The sequence below is a fragment of the Bacillus sp. BF2-3 genome (assembly GCF_008368795.1).
Lineage (GTDB): Bacteria > Bacillota > Bacilli > Bacillales > Bacillaceae_G > Bacillus_A > Bacillus_A cereus.
Window position 1 is genome coordinate 16,761 of record NZ_QOSA01000020.1, and the last position, 18,516, is coordinate 35,276.

Genomic DNA, 18,516 nt, shown 5'->3' on the forward strand with positions numbered 1-18,516 from the left:
AGGAGGATGAATGATGTCAGCATATAACAAGTTAGTAAGAGATCGTGTTCCAGAGAAGATTTTAATGTCTGGAAAAACGTATACAGCACAAAAATTAACAGGTCAAGCATACATACAAGCTTTAGCGAAAATTGGAACAGAAGAAATTCGTGAATTTGCTTCTATGAAAGAACGCGAACATGCACTAGATTCTCTTGCAGATGCGCTAGAGGTTATCATTTCATTAGCACGTGCAGAAGGTGCATCGATTGAAGATGTGGAACGCCTTCGTAAGCAAAAAGAGATAGAGCGCGGTGGATTTGAAAGAGGTATTTATTTATTAGATGTTTCAGAAGAATAGTTTTATAGGAAAAGCATAGCGTTACTGAGTAACGCTATGCTTTCTTGTTGCAATGAAGCTAATAATGAAGAAGATAGCTGTTAATATCCAGCCGATTGTAATAGAAGTAGTAGTATGAATGGCATAAGAGATTTGTAAACAAAATAATGATGCTAAAAACCAAATGAGTGCAATGTGTATATATTTTTTTGATATATTCATATTTCAGGACTCCTTTTGTATACTAAAAAGAATTTTACTACAATTTAGAAAATTAAGCTATATAAGTAGAGGTTTTCTGGCGAATTTTGTATACTGAATAGTAGAGAAAATGAGGAGGAAACGACAATGGCACATCATACGAAAGAAACGATGGAACTGATTAAGGAGCTTGTCTCTATTCCGAGTCCATCTGGAAATACAGCAAAAATTATTAATTTCATTGAAAACTATGTCAGTGAGTGGAACGTAGAAACGAAACGTAATAATAAGGGAGCTCTTATTTTAACGGTAAAAGGGAAGAATGATGCGCAGCACCGCTTATTAACGGCACACGTTGATACGTTAGGTGCGATGGTGAAAGAAATTAAGCCTGATGGTCGCCTGAGTCTTTCTATGATTGGTGGATTTCGCTGGAACTCTGTAGAAGGGGAATATTGCGAAATTGAAACATCAAGTGGCAAGACGTATACAGGAACGATTTTAATGCATCAAACATCTGTACATGTATATAAAGATGCAGGTGAAGCAAAACGCGATGATAAAAATATTGAAGTTCGTATTGATGAGCGCGTATTTTCAGCTGATGAAGTACGCGAATTAGGAATTGAAGTAGGAGACTTCGTTTCATTTGATCCGCGCGTTCAAATTACAGAGAGTGGATACATAAAATCACGTCATTTAGATGACAAAGTAAGTGTTGCGATTTTATTAAAATTAATTAAAAGATTACAAGATGAAAACGTAACATTACCATATACGACGCATTTCTTAATTTCTAATAATGAAGAGATTGGATACGGTGGTAATTCTAACATTCCAGAAGAAACTGTTGAATACTTAGCAGTTGATATGGGAGCGTTAGGTGATGGACAAACATCTGATGAATATACAGTATCTATTTGTGCAAAAGACTCTAGCGGCCCGTATCATTACGCACTGCGTAAACATTTAGTAGAGCTTGCGAAAACGAATCATATTGAATATAAAGTAGATATCTATCCATACTACGGATCTGATGCATCAGCTGCGATTCGCGCGGGATTTGATGTGAAACATGCGTTAATTGGAGCGGGTATTGATTCTTCTCACGCATTTGAACGTACACATGAAAGTTCTATTGCGCATACAGAAGCATTAGTGTATGCATATGTAATGTCTAATTTAATTGAAGAGTAATTTCATAGATAATAGAGAGCTGATTAAAAATAATATTTTTAATCAGCTTTTTATTTGGCGAAGCGATTAGGAGACATATCCTAATCGTTTTTTTATCCCGCTATTTGTGGGCTGATTAAAGTTTTATTTTATATACATTCATTATAAGTTATATATATGCGATTTTTGTTATAAGGCCGGAAACGTATTTACTATAGATATATAATGTTATACACTATGAAAGGAATTAATTAATAGTTAATATTTTTTAGTTAGCTTGATTAAAAAAATTGTATGAATATGAAGTTTTGAGAGGAGATTTATTTTTCATGAAGTACAAAGCAATAGCCGCAGGTTTATTAGCAGCAAATTTACTAGCACATCCAATTAGTAGTTTAGCAGAAACGAAGAAATTTCCTGATGTTTCAGATAGTGCGTGGTCGAAAGACGCAATTTATTATTTAGTGGAGAGAAATGTAATTAACGGTATGCCAGATGGTAACTTTATGCCATACGGAAATTTAACACGTGCCCAGGCAGCAAAGATTATCGCAACAGCAATTGGTGCTAAAGTAGATCCAAATGCAAAGCCGTCTTATAATGATGCAAAAAATAGTTGGGCAGCTTCATTTATTGCAGCCATGGAAAAAGAGAATATTATTAAGGGACGAGAACCAGGAGTATTTGATCCAGAAGGAAAAGTAACTCGTGCTGAAATGGCAGCTATGCTTGTAAGAGCATATAATCTGAAGAGCAAAGTAACAGGACCAGTTCCTACAAAATTTGCTGATTTAGAGAATCATTGGGGTAAAGAAGAAGTTAATATTTTAGTAGAATTAAAACTTTCTTTAGGTACAGAGAATGGCTGGAAACCGAATGATTCTATTACGCGTGAACAAGCAGCTCAGCTTACTGCGCAAACAGATAAATTTAGCAAGAATAGTGATCGTCCAGTAGAAACAAAGAAAATGTACATAGATAGAAAATTCATTACATATCACGCACCATCATTAAGTTCTGGGATTAGTGCAAATCAGCATAATCCACAAATGGTTGAAATTAAAGAAGAACGAGATGGATGGATCAAAATTGCAACAAGTAACGGTGATAAATGGACACCTTTAGTAGAGAAAACAGAAGTTATTAATGAAGGATTCACTACTTATGCAGAAGCTTCTTCTTCGTCAAAAGTAATGGGAACACATAACGCACAGCAAGTAACTGTTATTGAAGAGAACGGCAGCTGGATTCGTATCCGCATGGGCGCTGGTTTCCAATGGGTTAATAAAAATCAATTAAATCCAGTGAAGCAAGGGAATTTCTTAGAAGGAAAAGCGATTATTATTGATCCAGGTCATGGTGGAGCAGATTCAGGTAATCCAGGTTATTATGAGAAAGAAAGTGAAACTGTATTAGATGTATCATTACGATTACAGAAAATATTTGAGAAAAAGACACCATTTACTGTGTTATTCACTCGTACAGATGATACACGTCCAGGAACAAGTGCTTCTGATTCTTTAAAGAAACGTGTAGAATTTGCTCAAAAAAATAATGGGGATATTTTTGTAAGTATTCATGGTAATGGCACGGAAGAGAAAAATGGACAAGGTACAGAAACATTCTACTATGAATCAGCGACAGCAAGAGGAACAAATCCTAACGTATCAGAAAGTCGTTTATTAGCAGAAAAAATTCAAGAGCGTCTTGTAGATGCACTGGGAACAAAAGATCGTGGTGTGAAAAAAGGCGATTTATACGTAATTAGAGAAAATACAATGCCAGCTGTATTAGCAGAATTAGCATTTGTAGATAATAAAAGTGATGCAGATAAAATAGCTACACCAGCGCAAAGACAAAATGCAGCGGAAGCTATTTATCAAGGTATTTTAGATTACTATGAAGAAATGGGTAACAACGTGTCTTCTTTCCGTTAATAAATAATAAGAGATTGCCATTGGCAGTCTCTTTTATTTATTAACGTTTCTCTTTATTTCCGGCATATGATATCATTTAATTTTATATACAAAAAAGTATTTGAGTAATTGTAATTAGAACAATTTTAAACGATAGAGGATGATAATAGATTGAATAATCATAGTAAAACACCTGCCTGTATATATACGTATGCATTTCGTGAGGAGGAGCGTGCTTTATGTTACTTGGAAATGCGCTCGTTCTTTGGAATGGAGTCCCACGTTAATATTTTAAAAAGTGATGTCAAAATTGACCCGAGTAGAAGTGCGTTTATGAAAGAGCGAATTGAAGTTATGTATGAAGGGGACGACTTAGAAAGCATTTTAAAACAAGTGGAACAAATTGATTTGGCGGGAGCGACATTTAAAGTTATCTTCGTTAAAATCAATGACCTCGTTGGGGAGAATAAAATTGAATACGGAGAAAGACGTCTTATTGAACGAGACCTTGGCATGCATATTGAAGGAGAAGCGGATGTTCGTAATCCAGAGCGTGTATTCGGGATTGTTCCTCTTGGAGGACGCTGGTACTTCGGGCACTATGTAGAAAGCGAACCAGTTTGGTATCATCACATAAAAAAACCGCATAGCTATTCGACATCACTTAGCACACGTGTTGCGAGATCAGTTGCAAATATCGCTGTACCAAATCCAGAGGGAGTACGAGCAATTGACCCGTGCTGCGGTATTGGAACAGTAGTAGTAGAAGCACTTTCTATGGGGATTAACATCGTTGGTAGAGATATAAATCCACTTGTAGTTCTTGGAACAAGAAAAAATATCGCACATTTCGGATTTGAAGGAACAGTAACAAAAGGACCAATCGAGGAAATTACTGAGAACTACGACGTTGCCATTATCGATATGCCGTACGACCTATTTACGCATGCCACACCAGAAGACCAGCTCTCCATTCTTTCAAGTGCACGCCGCATCGCTAAAAAGGTAGTCGTTGTCACGATGGAAACAATGGACGACATGATCCATGAAGCAGGATTTGAAATTAAGGATCGCTGTATTACAAGAAAAGGATCATTTACTAGACAAATTCTTGTTTGTGAATAAGAAAGGAAGGTCACCCGTTTGGGTGACCTTTTTAGTGTAGTTTGATGTGTGATTGATTGGTGGTGTAGATAGATGAATTAGCGGAATTTGTCGGTAAGTCGATATTCCATGGCGAATCGCCGATATCGTTACATTAGAATATTACTGTTCTTTTAATTTTTCTTGTTGTGCGATTAATAAATTGCGTAATACGTGTCCGCGGTAACTTTCTAGTTTTCGTCCTTCATGATAGCGTACGCCTAATTTTTTTAGTTCAGCTACGTACCAGCCCTTTGTTCCGTAATACATGGGATCACTTCCTTTTTGCTTTTGAACAGTATATGTTGGGGGGCGAAGTAACTTTACATTGAAAATATTAATGGTAAAAGGAATCCTACATGTGTGTACGAGAGGAATTGCAAAGTTATCGAGATGTTTTATAACGTAACATCCAAGCTGTGTATAAAAAAGTAGACAGTTGTATATGAATTTGTTGAAAAAAGAATACACATTACTGAGGGGATTTGAAAAAAGTAATGCTATACGATTTGGCATGATACTTGCGTTGGAAATAGTATCAACGTATAGGGGAGAGATAGAAATGAAGGTTAGTAAAATATATACAACGATTGATGCACACGTAGCTGGGGAGCCGCTTCGAATTATTACGGGCGGCGTGCCAGAAATAAAAGGGAAAACGCAGCTGGAAAGACGCGCATACTGTATGGAACATTTGGATTACCTTCGTGAAGTTCTTATGTATGAGCCGAGAGGACATCACGGAATGTACGGTTGTATCATTACACCGCCAGCAAGTGCCCACGCTGATTTTGGTGTTTTATTTATGCACAATGAAGGATGGAGTACGATGTGTGGTCATGGCATTATTGCTGTCATTACAGTTGGAATTGAAACAGGCATGTTTGAAGTAAAGGGTGAAAAACAAAAGTTCATTATTGATAGCCCAGCCGGAGAAGTTATTGCGTATGCAAAATATAACGGGAGTGAAGTAGAATCTGTATCATTTGAAAATGTTCCTTCATTTGTATACAAAAAAGACGTTCCTATTAAAATAGATAACTATGAATTTCAAGTAGATATCGCGTTTGGAGGAGCATTTTACGCTGTTGTAGACTGTAAAGAATTTGGTTTGAAAGTTGATTTTAAAGACTTGCCCGCTATTCAAACGTGGGGCGGTAAAATTAAACATTATATAGAGAGCAAAATGGAAGTGAAGCATCCACTTGAAGAAGGATTAAAAGGGATATACGGCGTTATCTTTTCAGATGAACCGAAAGACAAAGGTGCTACGCTACGAAATGTAACGATTTTTGCTGATGGGCAAGTAGACCGTTCTCCTTGCGGTACAGGAACTTCCGCAAGAATCGCAACTCTTTTTGAAAAAGATGCTTTACAAAAGGGAGAAATTTTCGTCCATGAATGCATTACTGACGGGAAATTCGAGGGGGAAGTATTGTCGGTAACAGCGGTAGGTACATATGAAGCTGTCGTTCCGAAAGTAACGGGGAATGCATTTATTACAGGATTTCATCAGTTCGTTGTAGATCCGAGAGATGATTTGAACCGGGGATTTTTGTTAGGATAGAAGGAGGAGGTGGAAAGATATGCTAGTCATAAGCGCGAACGAACAAAGGAACTTAGTAAATATAAATGAAGTTATTGAATACGCGGCGCTTGCTTTAAAAGAATTTTCCGCAGAAAGAACGATTACACCAATAAGAGGCTCGTTACCATTTGCGAATGAGCAAAATACGGCATTAATTATGCCTTCAGTAGCGGAAGGGCTTGAGGCACTTGGAGTAAAAATAGTAACGGTAGTCCCGCAAAATAAACAGATAGGAAAGAAAACGATCAACGGGATTGTGATGCTATCAGACTTTCAAACGGGAGAACCGCTCGCACTTTTAGAAGGATCGTACTTAACGATGATCCGAACAGGCGCCTTATCAGGAGTAGCGACAAAATATTTAGCTCGTCATAACGCAAAAACTTTATGCATAATCGGGACAGGAGAACAGGCGAAGGGGATTGCTGAAGCTGTATTTGCGGTAAGAGCTATTGAAAAAGTCATTTTATACAATCGAACAGAAGAAAAAGCGTATGCATTTGCGCAATATATACAAGAGAAATTAGGCAAACCAGCTTACGTTTACAAGGATCCAAATGAAGCGATATGTGAAGCAGACATCATCGTCACAACTACGAATGCATCCACACCAGTCTTCTCAGAAAAACTACAAAAAGGCGTCCACATAAACGCCGTCGGCTCATTCAAACCGAACATGCAAGAACTACCATCCCATGCCATCGCGGGAGCAAACAAAGTAGTAGTCGAATCAAAAGAAGCAGCACTAGACGAAACAGGAGATCTTCAAGTTCCAATAAAAGAAGGGCTATTCAAAGCAAACGCCATTCACGCTGAACTTGGTCAAATTATAAGCGGAGAAAAAGCTGGACGCGAAAATGATGAAGAGATTACTATTTTCAAATCAGTTGGTTTGGCGGTAGTAGATATTATCGTTGCGAAGTATTTGTATGAGAAAGCGGTGGAGCAAGGAGTAGGGAATAAGATTGAATTTTGAGGCTGCCTTTTGGCGGTCTTTTTTTCAATTCATCAAATGTCATGGTAACCTCCTAAATGTGTTTTTTGTCTTTAATCCCATTCTACATTTTCGATCATATATAACAATCATTTCAGAGTTTTTTTGGGAAGCTACTAGTTTTTTAACTCATTTTATGAGGTAACCTATGCGTGGTCTTTTTATTTTATCTTCCGCATAAATATAGTTTATCGCAAGAATGCATTAATAGATTACAAACTTTCTACCTTTGCGAAAAAGTTTGACAATACATACGGGTAGTGGTAATTTAAAACCTATAAGAAAACTCGGTATTAATCCCGAGTTTTCTTATAGGTGTAAATAGTCGAGAGGGGTCGAAATATGAAGAAGAAGTTGTTTGTATTACCATTTGTCCTACTATTATTTATTGCATTAGCTGCTTGTTCAGGGGAAAAAGATTCGAAGCAAGCGAGCACTAGTAAATCAGGGACTCCGAAAGACGGAGGGGCGTTAACGATTGGTGTTAGCGATAATCCAGATACGATGAATCCGCTTTATGCGAATGATCGTGTGTCATTAACTGTGCAGCAATCTTTATATGCGCCGCTATATCATATGGAAGACGGTAAGAAAAAGTTTGTTCTTGCTGAGAGCTTTACGCCTTCAGAAGATCAATTAACTTGGACACTGAAGTTAAAAGATAATTTGAAATGGCATGATGGTAAGAAAATTACATCAGACGATATAGCATTTACATTCCAATCTATTTTAGATGAGAAGCAAAATAGCTCAAGTCGTGAAAACTTTATTTTTAAAGGAAAGCCGCTTGAGGTGAAAAAGGTAGATGAGTTAACAACTCAATTCGTTTTACCACAAGTAAGCGCATCTTTCGAAGGTGTGATGAATGATTTCTTCCCAATTCCGAAACATGTATTTGAAGGGGAAGCAGATTTAGCGAAGAGTAAGAAAAACTTACAACCTGTAGGGTCAGGTCCGTTTAAGTTTAAAGAATATAAATCAGATGAGTACGTTGCATTAGATCGATTCGATGATTATGTAGGTGGGAAAGCTAAATTAGACTCTATCGTATACCGAGTTGTAAAAGACCGTAATACAGCAAATGTTTCACTGCAAAATGGTCAAATCAACATGAAGATGATTGAGCCGCAAGACTTTAAGAAATTAGATAGCACTGGGAACTTCTCAATGGTGACATTCCCTGAAGGTAGATTATTCTACTTATCTTATAACATGAATACTGATCTTATGAAGAAAAAAGAAGTGCGTCAAGCAATTGCGCATGCGTTAGATAAAAAAGAAATGATTAACTCAGCATTCGTTTCAGGTGAATTTGCAGAACCAGCAAATTCAATCTTAACGCCAGACGCTATGTATTATGCGAAAGATATTAAAGACTATAAGTATGATAAAAAAGAAGCGAAAGATTTATTAGCAAAAGCTGGCGTGAAAGAAAAAGTACGTGTGATGTATGTAACGAATAATAAAATTATGGAAAGCTTAGCGTTATATACACAACAAAAATTAAAAGAAGTTGGCTTAGAAGTTGAACTAAATGCATTAGATGCTAGTGCGGCAAGCGAAAAAGGCTTAGATAAAGAGAATAAAGAATATGATATTACATTTGGTGGTTACATAATGGGACCTGAGCCAGATTCATATAAGAGCTTATTCTTAAGCAATGCTGAATACAATTATGCACGATATAAAAACGCTGATTTCGATAAGTTATGGGAAGAAGCTGCAGTTGAAACAGATAAAACAAAACGCGCAGAGCTATACCATAAAATTCAAGAGACAGCTAGAGAAGACGTACCTTATCTACCAATCGCGTATCCGAAAGCAGTTATTGCAGTAGATAAAAAGTTTGATGGATTAAAAGAAGCAAAAGCAATTCCTGTCACAATGTTTGAAGATCTATCTAAGATTTATGAAGTGAAATAAGAAACAATAAAGAAGCTGGTGGAAATCAGCTTCTTTAGCTTGAGGGGGGAAGTTTGTGTATAAAGTAATTGCGAAGAGGCTTTTAAATGCAATTCCGCTTTTATTTGTTATTTCTATTATTTCTTTTCTATTAATAAAACTAGCACCGGGGGATCCGGTTCGAAACTTTGTCACGCCAAACATGAGTCCAATTGATGTGGAGCGTATTCGCAAAAGTTTAGGACTAGATCAACCAATTTACGTGCAGTATTTTTTATGGTTAAAAAACATTTTAACAGGAAACTTTGGTTACTCACTTCAAAATCATCGTCCTGTTTTGGAACTTATCACAGAAAGATTACCTGCAACAATTGGATTAATGGGATCATCTTTACTCGTCTCATTCGTAATTGCAATACCACTTGGACTATTTACAGGTGTGAAAAAGAATTCATTCTTTGACCGCATTGTAAACTTTATTTCATACGTTGGTATTTCTATGCCGGTTTTCTGGTTTGCACTACTATTAGTCTACTTATTCTCTTTAAAATTGAACCTACTTCCGAGTATGGGTATGCGCACCGTAGGTAAAGATTCTGTCTGGGATATTGTGCAACACGGCATTTTACCTTGCATGGTGTTAGCGTTCCAAAACGTATCTGTTTATATGAGATATATTCGTTCAAGTACGATTCAGCAATTAGAAGAAGAATATGTACAAATTCAATATGCGTACGGTGCTTCGAAGAAAACGGTTTTATTTAATCACGTACTTCGAAATGTATTAATACCAATCATTACAATTTTTGGATTATCGATTCCAAGTTTAGTAGGCGGAGCGTTTATTACGGAAACAGTATTCTCATGGCCAGGACTTGGTTCACTTGGGGTAAATGCTATTTTTAGATTTGATTATCCGATTATCATGGCAATTACATTACTATCATCATTCATGTTAATTCTCGGTAACTTAATTGCTGATATTTTATATGGCGTAGTAGATCCGCGCATTCGAATGAGGGGGTGATTTGGAATGAATAATAGGAGATTTCAAACGATAAAACATAGCTTTACGAAAAATAAGTTTGTACTAATGGGAGTTATAATACTTGCGATTTTAACGGTCGCATCAATTTTCGCATTCGTATCGCCGTACGATCCTAGCAAAATGTCGATTCCAGATCGCTTACAAGAACCAAGTATGAGTCATCCTTTCGGAACGGATGATTACGGAAGGGATTACTTAACGAGAGCGTTATATGGCGGACGAGTTTCGCTTGCGGTCGGTTTCCTTGCGATGGTTGTTTCTATTACAATCGGTACTGCAGTTGGAACAATTAGCGGGTATTTTGGCGGAAAGTTAGACAACTTTTTAATGAGGGTTGTTGAGGTACTTATGTCAATTCCATCATTCTTTTTAATGCTACTATTAAATGCGTATTTAAAACCAGGAATTACGACGTTGGTTCTTATTATCGGATTACTAACATGGATGGACACCGCGCGCATTGTAAGGGCAGAAACGTTATCTGTAAAAGAGCGTGAGTACGTTTTATACGCAAAAGTATCAGGACAAAAATCACTTATGATTATTGTAAGACATATCATTCCTAACATTTTATCAACCATTATTATCGCCGCGACATTAACGATTGCGACATCGATTTTAATGGAATCATCACTTAGCTTCTTAGGTTTAGGTATTAGGGAACCAGATTCTTCTTGGGGCAGCATGCTAAACAATGCGCAAGGATATATTGGTGAAGCTTGGTATTTAACACTCTTCCCAGGATTCCTTATCCTTTTAACGGTACTTAGTTTTAACGTAATTGGTGAAGCATTGAAGAAAGCTTTCGCACCAAAAGGAGCCGGACATGAAAACTAAAGTGTTAAGTGAAAGGAGTGAGAAGCGTGTCTGAAAAACTACTAGAAGTGAAAAATTTAAAGACTTCTTTTTTCATAGAAAGTGGCGAAGTTGAAGCGGTTCGCGGCGTTACATTTCGCTTAAATAAAGGAGAAGTAGTCGGTATCGTTGGGGAATCTGGAAGCGGGAAGAGTGTAATGGCGAAGTCTGTTATGTCTCTCGTTACGTCACCAGGAAAAGTGAAAGAAGGGGAAATCCTTTTTCATAATGAAAACATACTTTCTAAATCTGAAAAAGAATTGCGTTCTATTAGAGGAAATCAAATTTCACTTATCTCTCAAGACCCAATGTCAGCGCTAAATCCGGTCGTGAAAATTGGAAAACAAATGACGGAAGTAATTATAAGGCATCAAAAAGTGAAAAAGAAAGAAGCAGAGCAGATCGCGATTAACTTGTTAAAACAAGTCGGCCTTTCGTCACCAGAAGAAAGGGTAAAACAATATCCGCATGAACTAAGCGGTGGTATGAAGCAGCGGGTTATGATCGCAATGGCGATGTCTTGTAACCCAGACCTTCTTATTGCGGACGAACCGACGACTGCACTTGATGTAACGATACAGGCGCAAATACTAGATTTAATGAAAAACTTAAAGAACGAAACGAATATGGCGTTACTTCTTATTACGCACGACTTAGGAATCGTCGCGCAAAACTGTACGCGCGTTATCGTTATGTACGGCGGGCTTATTATGGAAGAAGGACCTGTACTTGATATTTTCCAATCGCCGAATCATCCATATACGAAAGGGCTATTAAACTCTTTGCCAAAAATAGCGAACGGCGTAAAAGAAAGGCTCGCTCCTATTCAAGGTGTAACGCCAAACTTATTAAACCCGCCACAAGGTTGCCCATTCGCAGAGCGTTGCCCGCATGCGATGGACATTTGTGAAAAAGAACGTCCGCCATATTTTGAAATCGGAGACGGAAGGCGTTCCATGTGCTGGTTAAATGATAGGGCGGTAGGTGATTCCCATGCATGAAGAAAACTTAATTGAAGTTCGGAACTTAAAAAAGTATTTTCCTATTAAAAAAGGACTATTCGGTAGAAAAACAGAGCAATTAAAAGCAGTCGATGACTTAAGCTTTACAATTAAAAAAGGTGAAACATTCGGGTTAGTAGGAGAATCTGGCTGCGGAAAATCAACGACAGGAAGAAGCATCATTCGTTTACACGACGTCACTTCAGGTAACGTTTTATTCGACGGAAAAGATATCGCAAGTTTAAAGGAAAGTGAACTAAAAGAATATCGAAAACGAATGCAAATCATTTTCCAAGATCCATACGCATCATTAAACCCGGCAATGAACGTATTCCAAATTATTAGTGAGCCAATGAACATTCACGGTTCCTACGAAAAAGAAGAACAAAAAGAAATCATTTTAGACCTTCTGAAAAAGGTAGGCTTAAAAGAAGAACATTTATATCGCTACCCGCACGAATTTAGCGGGGGCCAGCGCCAGCGCATTAGCATCGCGCGCGCACTATCTGTAAAACCAGATTTTATCCTATGTGACGAACCAATCTCAGCACTTGATGTCTCAGTCCAAGCACAAGTCGTAAACATGCTGCAAGACATCCAAGAAGAAACAGGCGTCACATATTTATTCATCGCACATGACCTATCGATGGTAAGACACATATCAGACCGAATCGGAGTCATGTACTTAGGAAACATAGTAGAAATTGCCGATAGTGAAGACCTATACACAAAACCGGCACATCCATACACACAAGCACTACTCTCATCCATGCCAGAACCAGATCCAACAAACACTGGTAAAGAACGGATTATCCTAGAGGGAGAAGTACCAAGCCCACTAAACTCACCATCCGGCTGCAAATTCAGAACGCGCTGCAAATTCGCCACTGAAAAATGCGCACAGGAAGTACCGAAGATGGTTGAGATTGCGAAGGGGCATGAAGTAGCTTGTCATTTGTTTTAGGGGGAGAGCACCAGGGGGGACCTGGTGCTTTTTTGTTTTGTGTTGGGGTGTGGGATTGGTTGTTAGTTTAGGAGATAACGCGCTCGAAATTTGTCGGTAAATCGATATGTTGTGTCGAAACGTTGATATATTCGGAGTTACGATCGATATAATTGAATAATCGTTGATATATTTTTGTAAAGAGTGGGATTAGTTGTAGATTAATGTAGAAATTTAATGTTTTCGGAAAAAAGAATTGACTTCTATATTAGTTGTAACTAAAATAGTTACATAAAGATGTAATCAATTTAGTTACAACTAATATCTGCTAAAAATATGATTTATATATTTAATTAAGGATGGTGGTCCATACGTTGCCACCCGGTGTAGAAAGTTACTAACACATTCAAATCGATGCATATTCTAAGCTTTAGTATTTTCTGTTACGGGGCAATAAGGTGCAACGTTATCTTTTGTTAAAAACCTTGGTGGATCTTTCTTTGGAAATATTAGTTTTGGGGAAATATAGTAAGGTATCTAAAAAAGAACAAGGTATAAAAAGATGTACTTATATAAACCAAAAATTTAGTTGAGCTGGATAATAAAAAAAAGGTAGGAGATTTAAATGGAGACGAAACAAGATAATCTTATTTACGTATGGGATGCATATTGTGGATGGTGCTATGGTTTTTCAGAAAGTATTAAAGGATTTTACAAAAACCACACTGAAGTGCCATTAACGGTTTTATGTGGAGGGTTATTTTTGGATAATTTACCAATGAAACACTTCTCATATATAGAAGAAGGAAATAAAAGAATTAATCAACTTACAGGTGCTGAATTTGGTCCTTCCTATCAAAAATTGGTGGAGGAAGGGACTTTTAAAATGAATTCGAAAGATGCTGCAATTGGTTTTTCAGCTTTACGCTCATTAGCGCCAGACCGTTTATTAGAATTCACTTCGGCTATGCAAAAAGCGTTTTATTATGAGGGCCAAAGTCTGAGTGATCCTGAAACATATCGTAAAATTGCAATCGAGCATGGTTTGGACCCTGAACAAGTATTAGAACGTTTAAACGCTCAAGAAACAATAATAGATGTCCAAAATGATTTTAATAAAGTTCGACAGCTTGGTGTTAATAGCTATCCTTCCTTACTTTTACAAAAGGATAATCAAATTATTCCTATTGGTGGTGGCGTAATGACACCGGATAAAATTGAAGCGCGTTTTAAAAATTTATATTAAGAAAATTTAGGATATAGTAGCAAACACGTTATCTTAGGCCACCTGACATTGATCTCCGGAATATTCGCTAGTACTATTACACTTTCAGATAAATGGGAGTGGGAGATTTTATCCCGCTTTAACGGGCAGTAAGACCCCCACCTCAAAATTCAGTGGAAGCAAAGAAGTTAGGTGGGGGATCAACTGTCCGTAAAAGTCCGATTGGTGTGGGCTAATAATCAGTGGGGGATGAACAAAACCCCCACTGATTAAAGTTTCACTTTATCGGAACAAGATAAAAATATGATAATTAGTTAATAACTTTAACAAAAGGAGAATAACATACTATGTTTAAAACAATCGATACAAATCAAAAAGATGTGAAATTAACGGTGTTTAGTTCGGACGAAAAAAGCTTTATGGTCACAGCAACATTAGTTGAGAAAGCAGGACATGCATTTTTAATAAATTCAAAATTTACTCAATCTGATTCGAAAGGAATTGTTGAGTATCTGAAAAAAAATAACTTATCTTTAGATAAAATCTTTATTATTCATGGGGATCCAGACTACTACTTTGGATTAGAGAGCATTAAAGCCGTTTACCCAGAAGCTATAGCGTATGCAACAGAGTCTACTGTTGAACATATCGTTCATTCTGTCTTAGGGAAATTAAAAGTTTGGAAAGACGCCCTTGGAGAAAATGCACCAAGTAACGTGGTATTACCTCAAGTGTTTAAAGAAAAAGCGATTGATTTTCAGGGGTTAACATTTGAACTAGTAGGCTTAGATCATTACAGAACTAGCCTATTTAATAAAGAACTAAAAGTATTAATTGGTGGTATTGATGTTTTTAACGAAATACATGTATTCTTAGCGGATACTAGCTCAAAAGCGGCTATGGAGGCGTGGATTGAGAACTTGAAAGTATTACAAGCATTACATGCTGACATAATTGTACCTAGCCATGGATCAATCGAAAAATCCCTAAATAATCAAGCACTTACTGCGACAATGGATTATCTAAGAACTGCGGTTCAAGCTTCTGAGGAAAGTGGAACTTCAAAAGATTTTGTGGCAAAACTTGAAGCAGCATATCCAGGCTATGCAAATAAAGGTGTATTAGAATTAAGTGCAAAAGTTGTAACAAAAGAAATGCCTTGGGGTTAATGATATGAATAAATATCAAAAGCTATTACATGAAACGTATGTGTTAACTGGCGAAGGGAAATTGGATGCGTTCAAAACGTATTTAAGTGAAAATGTATCTTGGACAGAAGCTGCTGGGTTTCCATATGCAGGTACTTATATAGGTCCAGATGAAGTAGTGAAAAACGTACATGAACGTCTTGGCACAGAATGGGATGACTATAGCGCTAAAGATGAAATCTATGCTTTTAATAACAATACTGTTATCGTGTATGGAAAATATAGTGGGACATATAAAGCTACAGGGAAATCGTTCATAGCAGATTTTTGTCACCTTTATAAGTTTGATGAGAACGATAAGGTTAAGAAGTTTATTCAAATTGTGGACAGTGCAACTGTTAATGAGGTATTAAGTTAGAATGAATCGTTTCTAATATGCGTTGTATAGGGGGAGGTTAGGATAAATGAAATTCCTAACATTACCCCTGACATTACATTTTGGGGAAGGTTTCTCCTTCTTCAAGCTTTTTATAGAAGAGAACTTATTTAAGTAGAAGAGGTAGGTATATATGAAATTAGAGAAAAGTTTAATAGTAATAATTATTTCTGTGTTTATTTTAGGAATTGTATCGACTTTGATATTTCAAGCTTCCACCGGTAATAACAAAGGTAACTCAATAAAGAGCGAAAATGTTGCTTCTGTATCAAAAGAAGTGAAAGAAAATGAAAAGAATAAAAAGATGGTAGTTGATTTCTATAATGAAGTTTTTAACAAACATAATATCGATATTATCCCTAAATATGTTAGCGAAGATTATAAGCAACATAATCCTTTTGTTGCTGATGGACGAAAAGCCTTCATGGATTTCTTTAAGGAGGATTTTGTTAAAAATCCTAATTCCTCTGCAGAGATTAAACGTGTAGTAGCTGAAGGGGATACAGTTGCTCTTCATGTACATTCTCGTACTAATTCTCAAGATAAGGGAGTTGCTATAGTGGATATATTTCGTATCAAGGATGGAAAGATTGTCGAACACTGGGATGTAATTCAAGAGATTCCAAGTGAAGCAGCTAATGATAATACGATGTTTTAGATAGAAGATATATTTAATAATTGTTTAATTGATAGTGCTTTGTAGAATTTAGATAAGTAAAGGAGATGTCCTAGTACTATGCCTGGGACATCTCCTTTTTGTTTTAACGATATTTAATTTATTGTTATTTGTATTTTTTATGTACTACTATTCAAGTACATATCATTTCAGGCGGTTTTCTTTTATCCCGCATTAACGGGCAGTAAGATCCCCACCTCAAAATTCAGCGAAAGCAAAGAAATTAGGTGGGGGCGGGCTGCCCGTAAAAGCCCAATTGGTGAGGGCAAAGTTTCACTTTATGCTTCTATATTTTCCCTCTTCTACACCAGCAAAAGCAAATCAGATAAAAATGTAGGGCTTAAGTAACTAAAATAAAGAAAAAGCCATACAAGTAGTATGACTTTCTTTGCGGAACAATTAAGCTTGTGGTGCAGGCGGTCTTCCATGATCGTAAGTAGGTGCACCAGTATCACCATCAGCTATACCCCAAGGCTCCCCGTGTGTGTAAGATGAAGACCACCCTTCTCCATGTGTATATTCTGGAGAAGTACCGATATGCCCATCACTAAATGCTAAATCAGGTCTTTGTGGTGCAGGTGTGTCACCTTTGTTTAATGCCGAAAATTCTAAGTTGTTACTTATACCAAAAGTCATAATTCCAGCTAACGTTAAACCTGCTATTGTTAATCCAAACTTTTTCATTACTTTAACGCCCCTTTAGCTAATAGTTTTTTCTTTGCTTCATTACTCATATAAAAATATTTACTAGCCTTCACATGATGTTCCTCTGCATAAAATTTATTCGCTAATCGTTCTGCATATTCTTCAATGCAATCCCATAACTCTTCTTTTTTAAAGTATGAAACTCCTGCTAATACAACAGCTTCTAATTCTGTAGTGTTAGACGTGTTGTTCAATTTTTCTAAGATTTTAAAGCGATATTGATATTCTTTATTTGCTAATTCATTGCAAATGTTTAAGCCTTTTTCGATGAGTTGAGATGCTATTGCCGTTTCGCCTAATTTTAAATTTTCATCTGCTTGTAAATATAGGGCTTTAAAGTGATTTGGTATATTTTCTGTAACCTCTGATAAGTGACGAATTGCTAAAGAGGATAGATTTTGATTTGCATATAATAGTCCGATGTTATTTCTAACACGTAGTAACAATGTTCTTTCATTTTTACTTTTTAGAATATCTATGGCAGTGTTAAAACTTTCTTCGGCTTGTTCAAATTGCCTTAAATCTATACAAGCTAATCCAAAAACATTGTCACATAATGCTACATTAATTTTATAGCCTGTGTGTTTAGAAAAAATATCTTTAGCTATTCGTATGTAATCAATAGCTAAAAGCGGTTTATAGATTTGATAATAAAATGAAGCTAAACGGTAATTAAATTCAGCTTCTTCTACTTCATTCATTGCGTACATTAAAAGTTTTTTCGCCTTCTCAAAATATACTTTTGCTTCATTATAGTCTGCAAGAATTGTGCTGTGAATAGCTTTGAAGAAGTGATAATAATAGGATAAAAAACTACTATCAGGTATATCAAAGGAGTTAATTTCATTAAAGCTATCTTTTGTAATGTTAAATCCATCGGTTAGTACTTTATATCTAAAGTCTAATAATGAATAGTATAATAATAAATTTTTATCTTCTTTTATACTGGAAAGCTTATCTTCAACTTCTTGTTTTAAGTTTGTTGCTTGTACATTTTGATGTTGTAGTATAGCTTGATACCAGTCATTAAATAATTTTGAAATCTGTTCATTACCCTTCACTGGAACACGCATATAATCCCTTCCTTTTCTGAATAGTCTTACATTAAATGATAGCAATAATAGAATATAATGGAAATTGAAATTTAGTATTTCTCAACATTTGTTTAACAATTTTATTTTCAATTATATAACTAATCGTATTCATTCTAACTGTTTAGTAAATTCAAATATTTGGTACA

Annotated in this window: 19 protein-coding genes; 15 read left to right on the top strand and 4 right to left on the bottom strand. The window is 36.3% G+C overall.

What is annotated here, in order from left to right:
• Positions 1-13: 13 nt before the first annotated feature.
• Positions 14-340 carry a nucleoside triphosphate pyrophosphohydrolase gene (locus DN401_RS15570; protein WP_001277350.1) on the top strand — a complete coding sequence of 109 codons (327 nt, stop codon included), beginning with the start codon at positions 14-16 and terminating at the stop codon, positions 338-340.
• Positions 341-361: 21 nt separating this feature from the next.
• Here the strand turns inward: DN401_RS15570 and DN401_RS15575 are convergent, their stop codons facing one another.
• Positions 362-541 (bottom strand): hypothetical protein, encoded by a 180-nt coding sequence (locus tag DN401_RS15575; RefSeq protein WP_001027085.1) that lies wholly within the window; start codon positions 539-541, stop codon positions 362-364.
• Between the two features lie 126 nt (positions 542-667).
• Between DN401_RS15575 and DN401_RS15580 the strand changes: the two genes are divergently transcribed.
• The 3 genes from DN401_RS15580 (at position 668) to DN401_RS15590 (ending at position 4,737) form a co-directional block, all read left to right on the top strand.
• Positions 668-1,717, top strand: coding sequence for a M42 family metallopeptidase (locus tag DN401_RS15580; RefSeq protein WP_000930082.1), 1,050 nt, complete (start codon positions 668-670; stop codon positions 1,715-1,717).
• 308 nt (positions 1,718-2,025) lie between these two features.
• A complete protein-coding gene (locus DN401_RS15585) occupies positions 2,026-3,633 on the top strand; it encodes an N-acetylmuramoyl-L-alanine amidase (protein ID WP_029441721.1) in 1,608 nt (535 codons plus the stop codon).
• A 150-nt stretch (positions 3,634-3,783) separates the two neighbouring features.
• The gene (locus DN401_RS15590) at positions 3,784-4,737 is read left to right on the top strand and encodes a TRM11 family SAM-dependent methyltransferase (RefSeq protein WP_016121971.1); all 954 of its coding nucleotides are present in this window, start codon (positions 3,784-3,786) and stop codon (positions 4,735-4,737) included.
• A 141-nt stretch (positions 4,738-4,878) separates the two neighbouring features.
• Here DN401_RS15590 and DN401_RS15595 read toward each other — a convergent pair whose 3' ends face one another.
• A complete protein-coding gene (locus DN401_RS15595; protein ID WP_100617920.1) occupies positions 4,879-5,109 on the bottom strand; it encodes a YflJ family protein in 231 nt (76 codons plus the stop codon).
• Positions 5,110-5,317: 208 nt separating this feature from the next.
• Between DN401_RS15595 and DN401_RS15600 the strand changes: the two genes are divergently transcribed.
• From DN401_RS15600 to DN401_RS15650, 11 genes are all read left to right on the top strand, one after another.
• The gene (locus tag DN401_RS15600; protein ID WP_016121972.1) at positions 5,318-6,322 is read left to right on the top strand and encodes a proline racemase family protein; all 1,005 of its coding nucleotides are present in this window, start codon (positions 5,318-5,320) and stop codon (positions 6,320-6,322) included.
• 19 nt (positions 6,323-6,341) lie between these two features.
• Entirely contained in the window at positions 6,342-7,319 is a 978-nt protein-coding gene (locus DN401_RS15605) for an ornithine cyclodeaminase family protein (protein WP_149287840.1), read from the top strand.
• A 360-nt stretch (positions 7,320-7,679) separates the two neighbouring features.
• On the top strand, positions 7,680-9,260 hold the full coding sequence (locus DN401_RS15610) for an ABC transporter substrate-binding protein (RefSeq protein WP_149287841.1): 1,581 nt from the start codon (positions 7,680-7,682) through the stop codon (positions 9,258-9,260).
• A 55-nt stretch (positions 9,261-9,315) separates the two neighbouring features.
• Positions 9,316-10,266 carry an ABC transporter permease gene (locus DN401_RS15615; RefSeq protein ID WP_000278778.1) on the top strand — a complete coding sequence of 317 codons (951 nt, stop codon included), beginning with the start codon at positions 9,316-9,318 and terminating at the stop codon, positions 10,264-10,266.
• Between the two features lie 6 nt (positions 10,267-10,272).
• The gene (locus DN401_RS15620; protein ID WP_084065394.1) at positions 10,273-11,124 is read left to right on the top strand and encodes an ABC transporter permease; all 852 of its coding nucleotides are present in this window, start codon (positions 10,273-10,275) and stop codon (positions 11,122-11,124) included.
• Between the two features lie 26 nt (positions 11,125-11,150).
• The gene (locus tag DN401_RS15625; protein WP_048536188.1) at positions 11,151-12,143 is read left to right on the top strand and encodes an ABC transporter ATP-binding protein; all 993 of its coding nucleotides are present in this window, start codon (positions 11,151-11,153) and stop codon (positions 12,141-12,143) included.
• Positions 12,136-13,107 (top strand): ABC transporter ATP-binding protein, encoded by a 972-nt coding sequence (locus DN401_RS15630; RefSeq protein WP_000544135.1) that lies wholly within the window; start codon positions 12,136-12,138, stop codon positions 13,105-13,107. The genes DN401_RS15625 and DN401_RS15630 overlap by 8 nt, the downstream gene beginning before the upstream one ends.
• Positions 13,108-13,711: 604 nt before the next feature.
• On the top strand, positions 13,712-14,332 hold the full coding sequence (locus DN401_RS15635) for a DsbA family protein (protein WP_000448615.1): 621 nt from the start codon (positions 13,712-13,714) through the stop codon (positions 14,330-14,332).
• Between the two features lie 326 nt (positions 14,333-14,658).
• Positions 14,659-15,480: an MBL fold hydrolase gene (locus DN401_RS15640; protein ID WP_006919777.1), complete on the top strand. Its 822-nt coding sequence runs from the start codon at positions 14,659-14,661 to the stop codon at positions 15,478-15,480.
• A gap of 4 nt (positions 15,481-15,484) precedes the next feature.
• Positions 15,485-15,877 (top strand): nuclear transport factor 2 family protein, encoded by a 393-nt coding sequence (locus DN401_RS15645; RefSeq protein ID WP_001046359.1) that lies wholly within the window; start codon positions 15,485-15,487, stop codon positions 15,875-15,877.
• Between the two features lie 151 nt (positions 15,878-16,028).
• The gene (locus tag DN401_RS15650; RefSeq protein WP_000764219.1) at positions 16,029-16,553 is read left to right on the top strand and encodes a nuclear transport factor 2 family protein; all 525 of its coding nucleotides are present in this window, start codon (positions 16,029-16,031) and stop codon (positions 16,551-16,553) included.
• Between the two features lie 417 nt (positions 16,554-16,970).
• Here DN401_RS15650 and DN401_RS15655 read toward each other — a convergent pair whose 3' ends face one another.
• Both DN401_RS15655 and DN401_RS15660 read right to left on the bottom strand, forming a co-directional pair.
• Positions 16,971-17,255: a hypothetical protein gene (locus DN401_RS15655; RefSeq protein ID WP_016121979.1), complete on the bottom strand. Its 285-nt coding sequence runs from the start codon at positions 17,253-17,255 to the stop codon at positions 16,971-16,973.
• Positions 17,255-18,349, bottom strand: coding sequence for a response regulator aspartate phosphatase (locus tag DN401_RS15660; RefSeq protein ID WP_016121980.1), 1,095 nt, complete (start codon positions 18,347-18,349; stop codon positions 17,255-17,257). The genes DN401_RS15655 and DN401_RS15660 overlap by 1 nt, the downstream gene beginning before the upstream one ends.
• Positions 18,350-18,516: the final 167 nt, after the last annotated feature.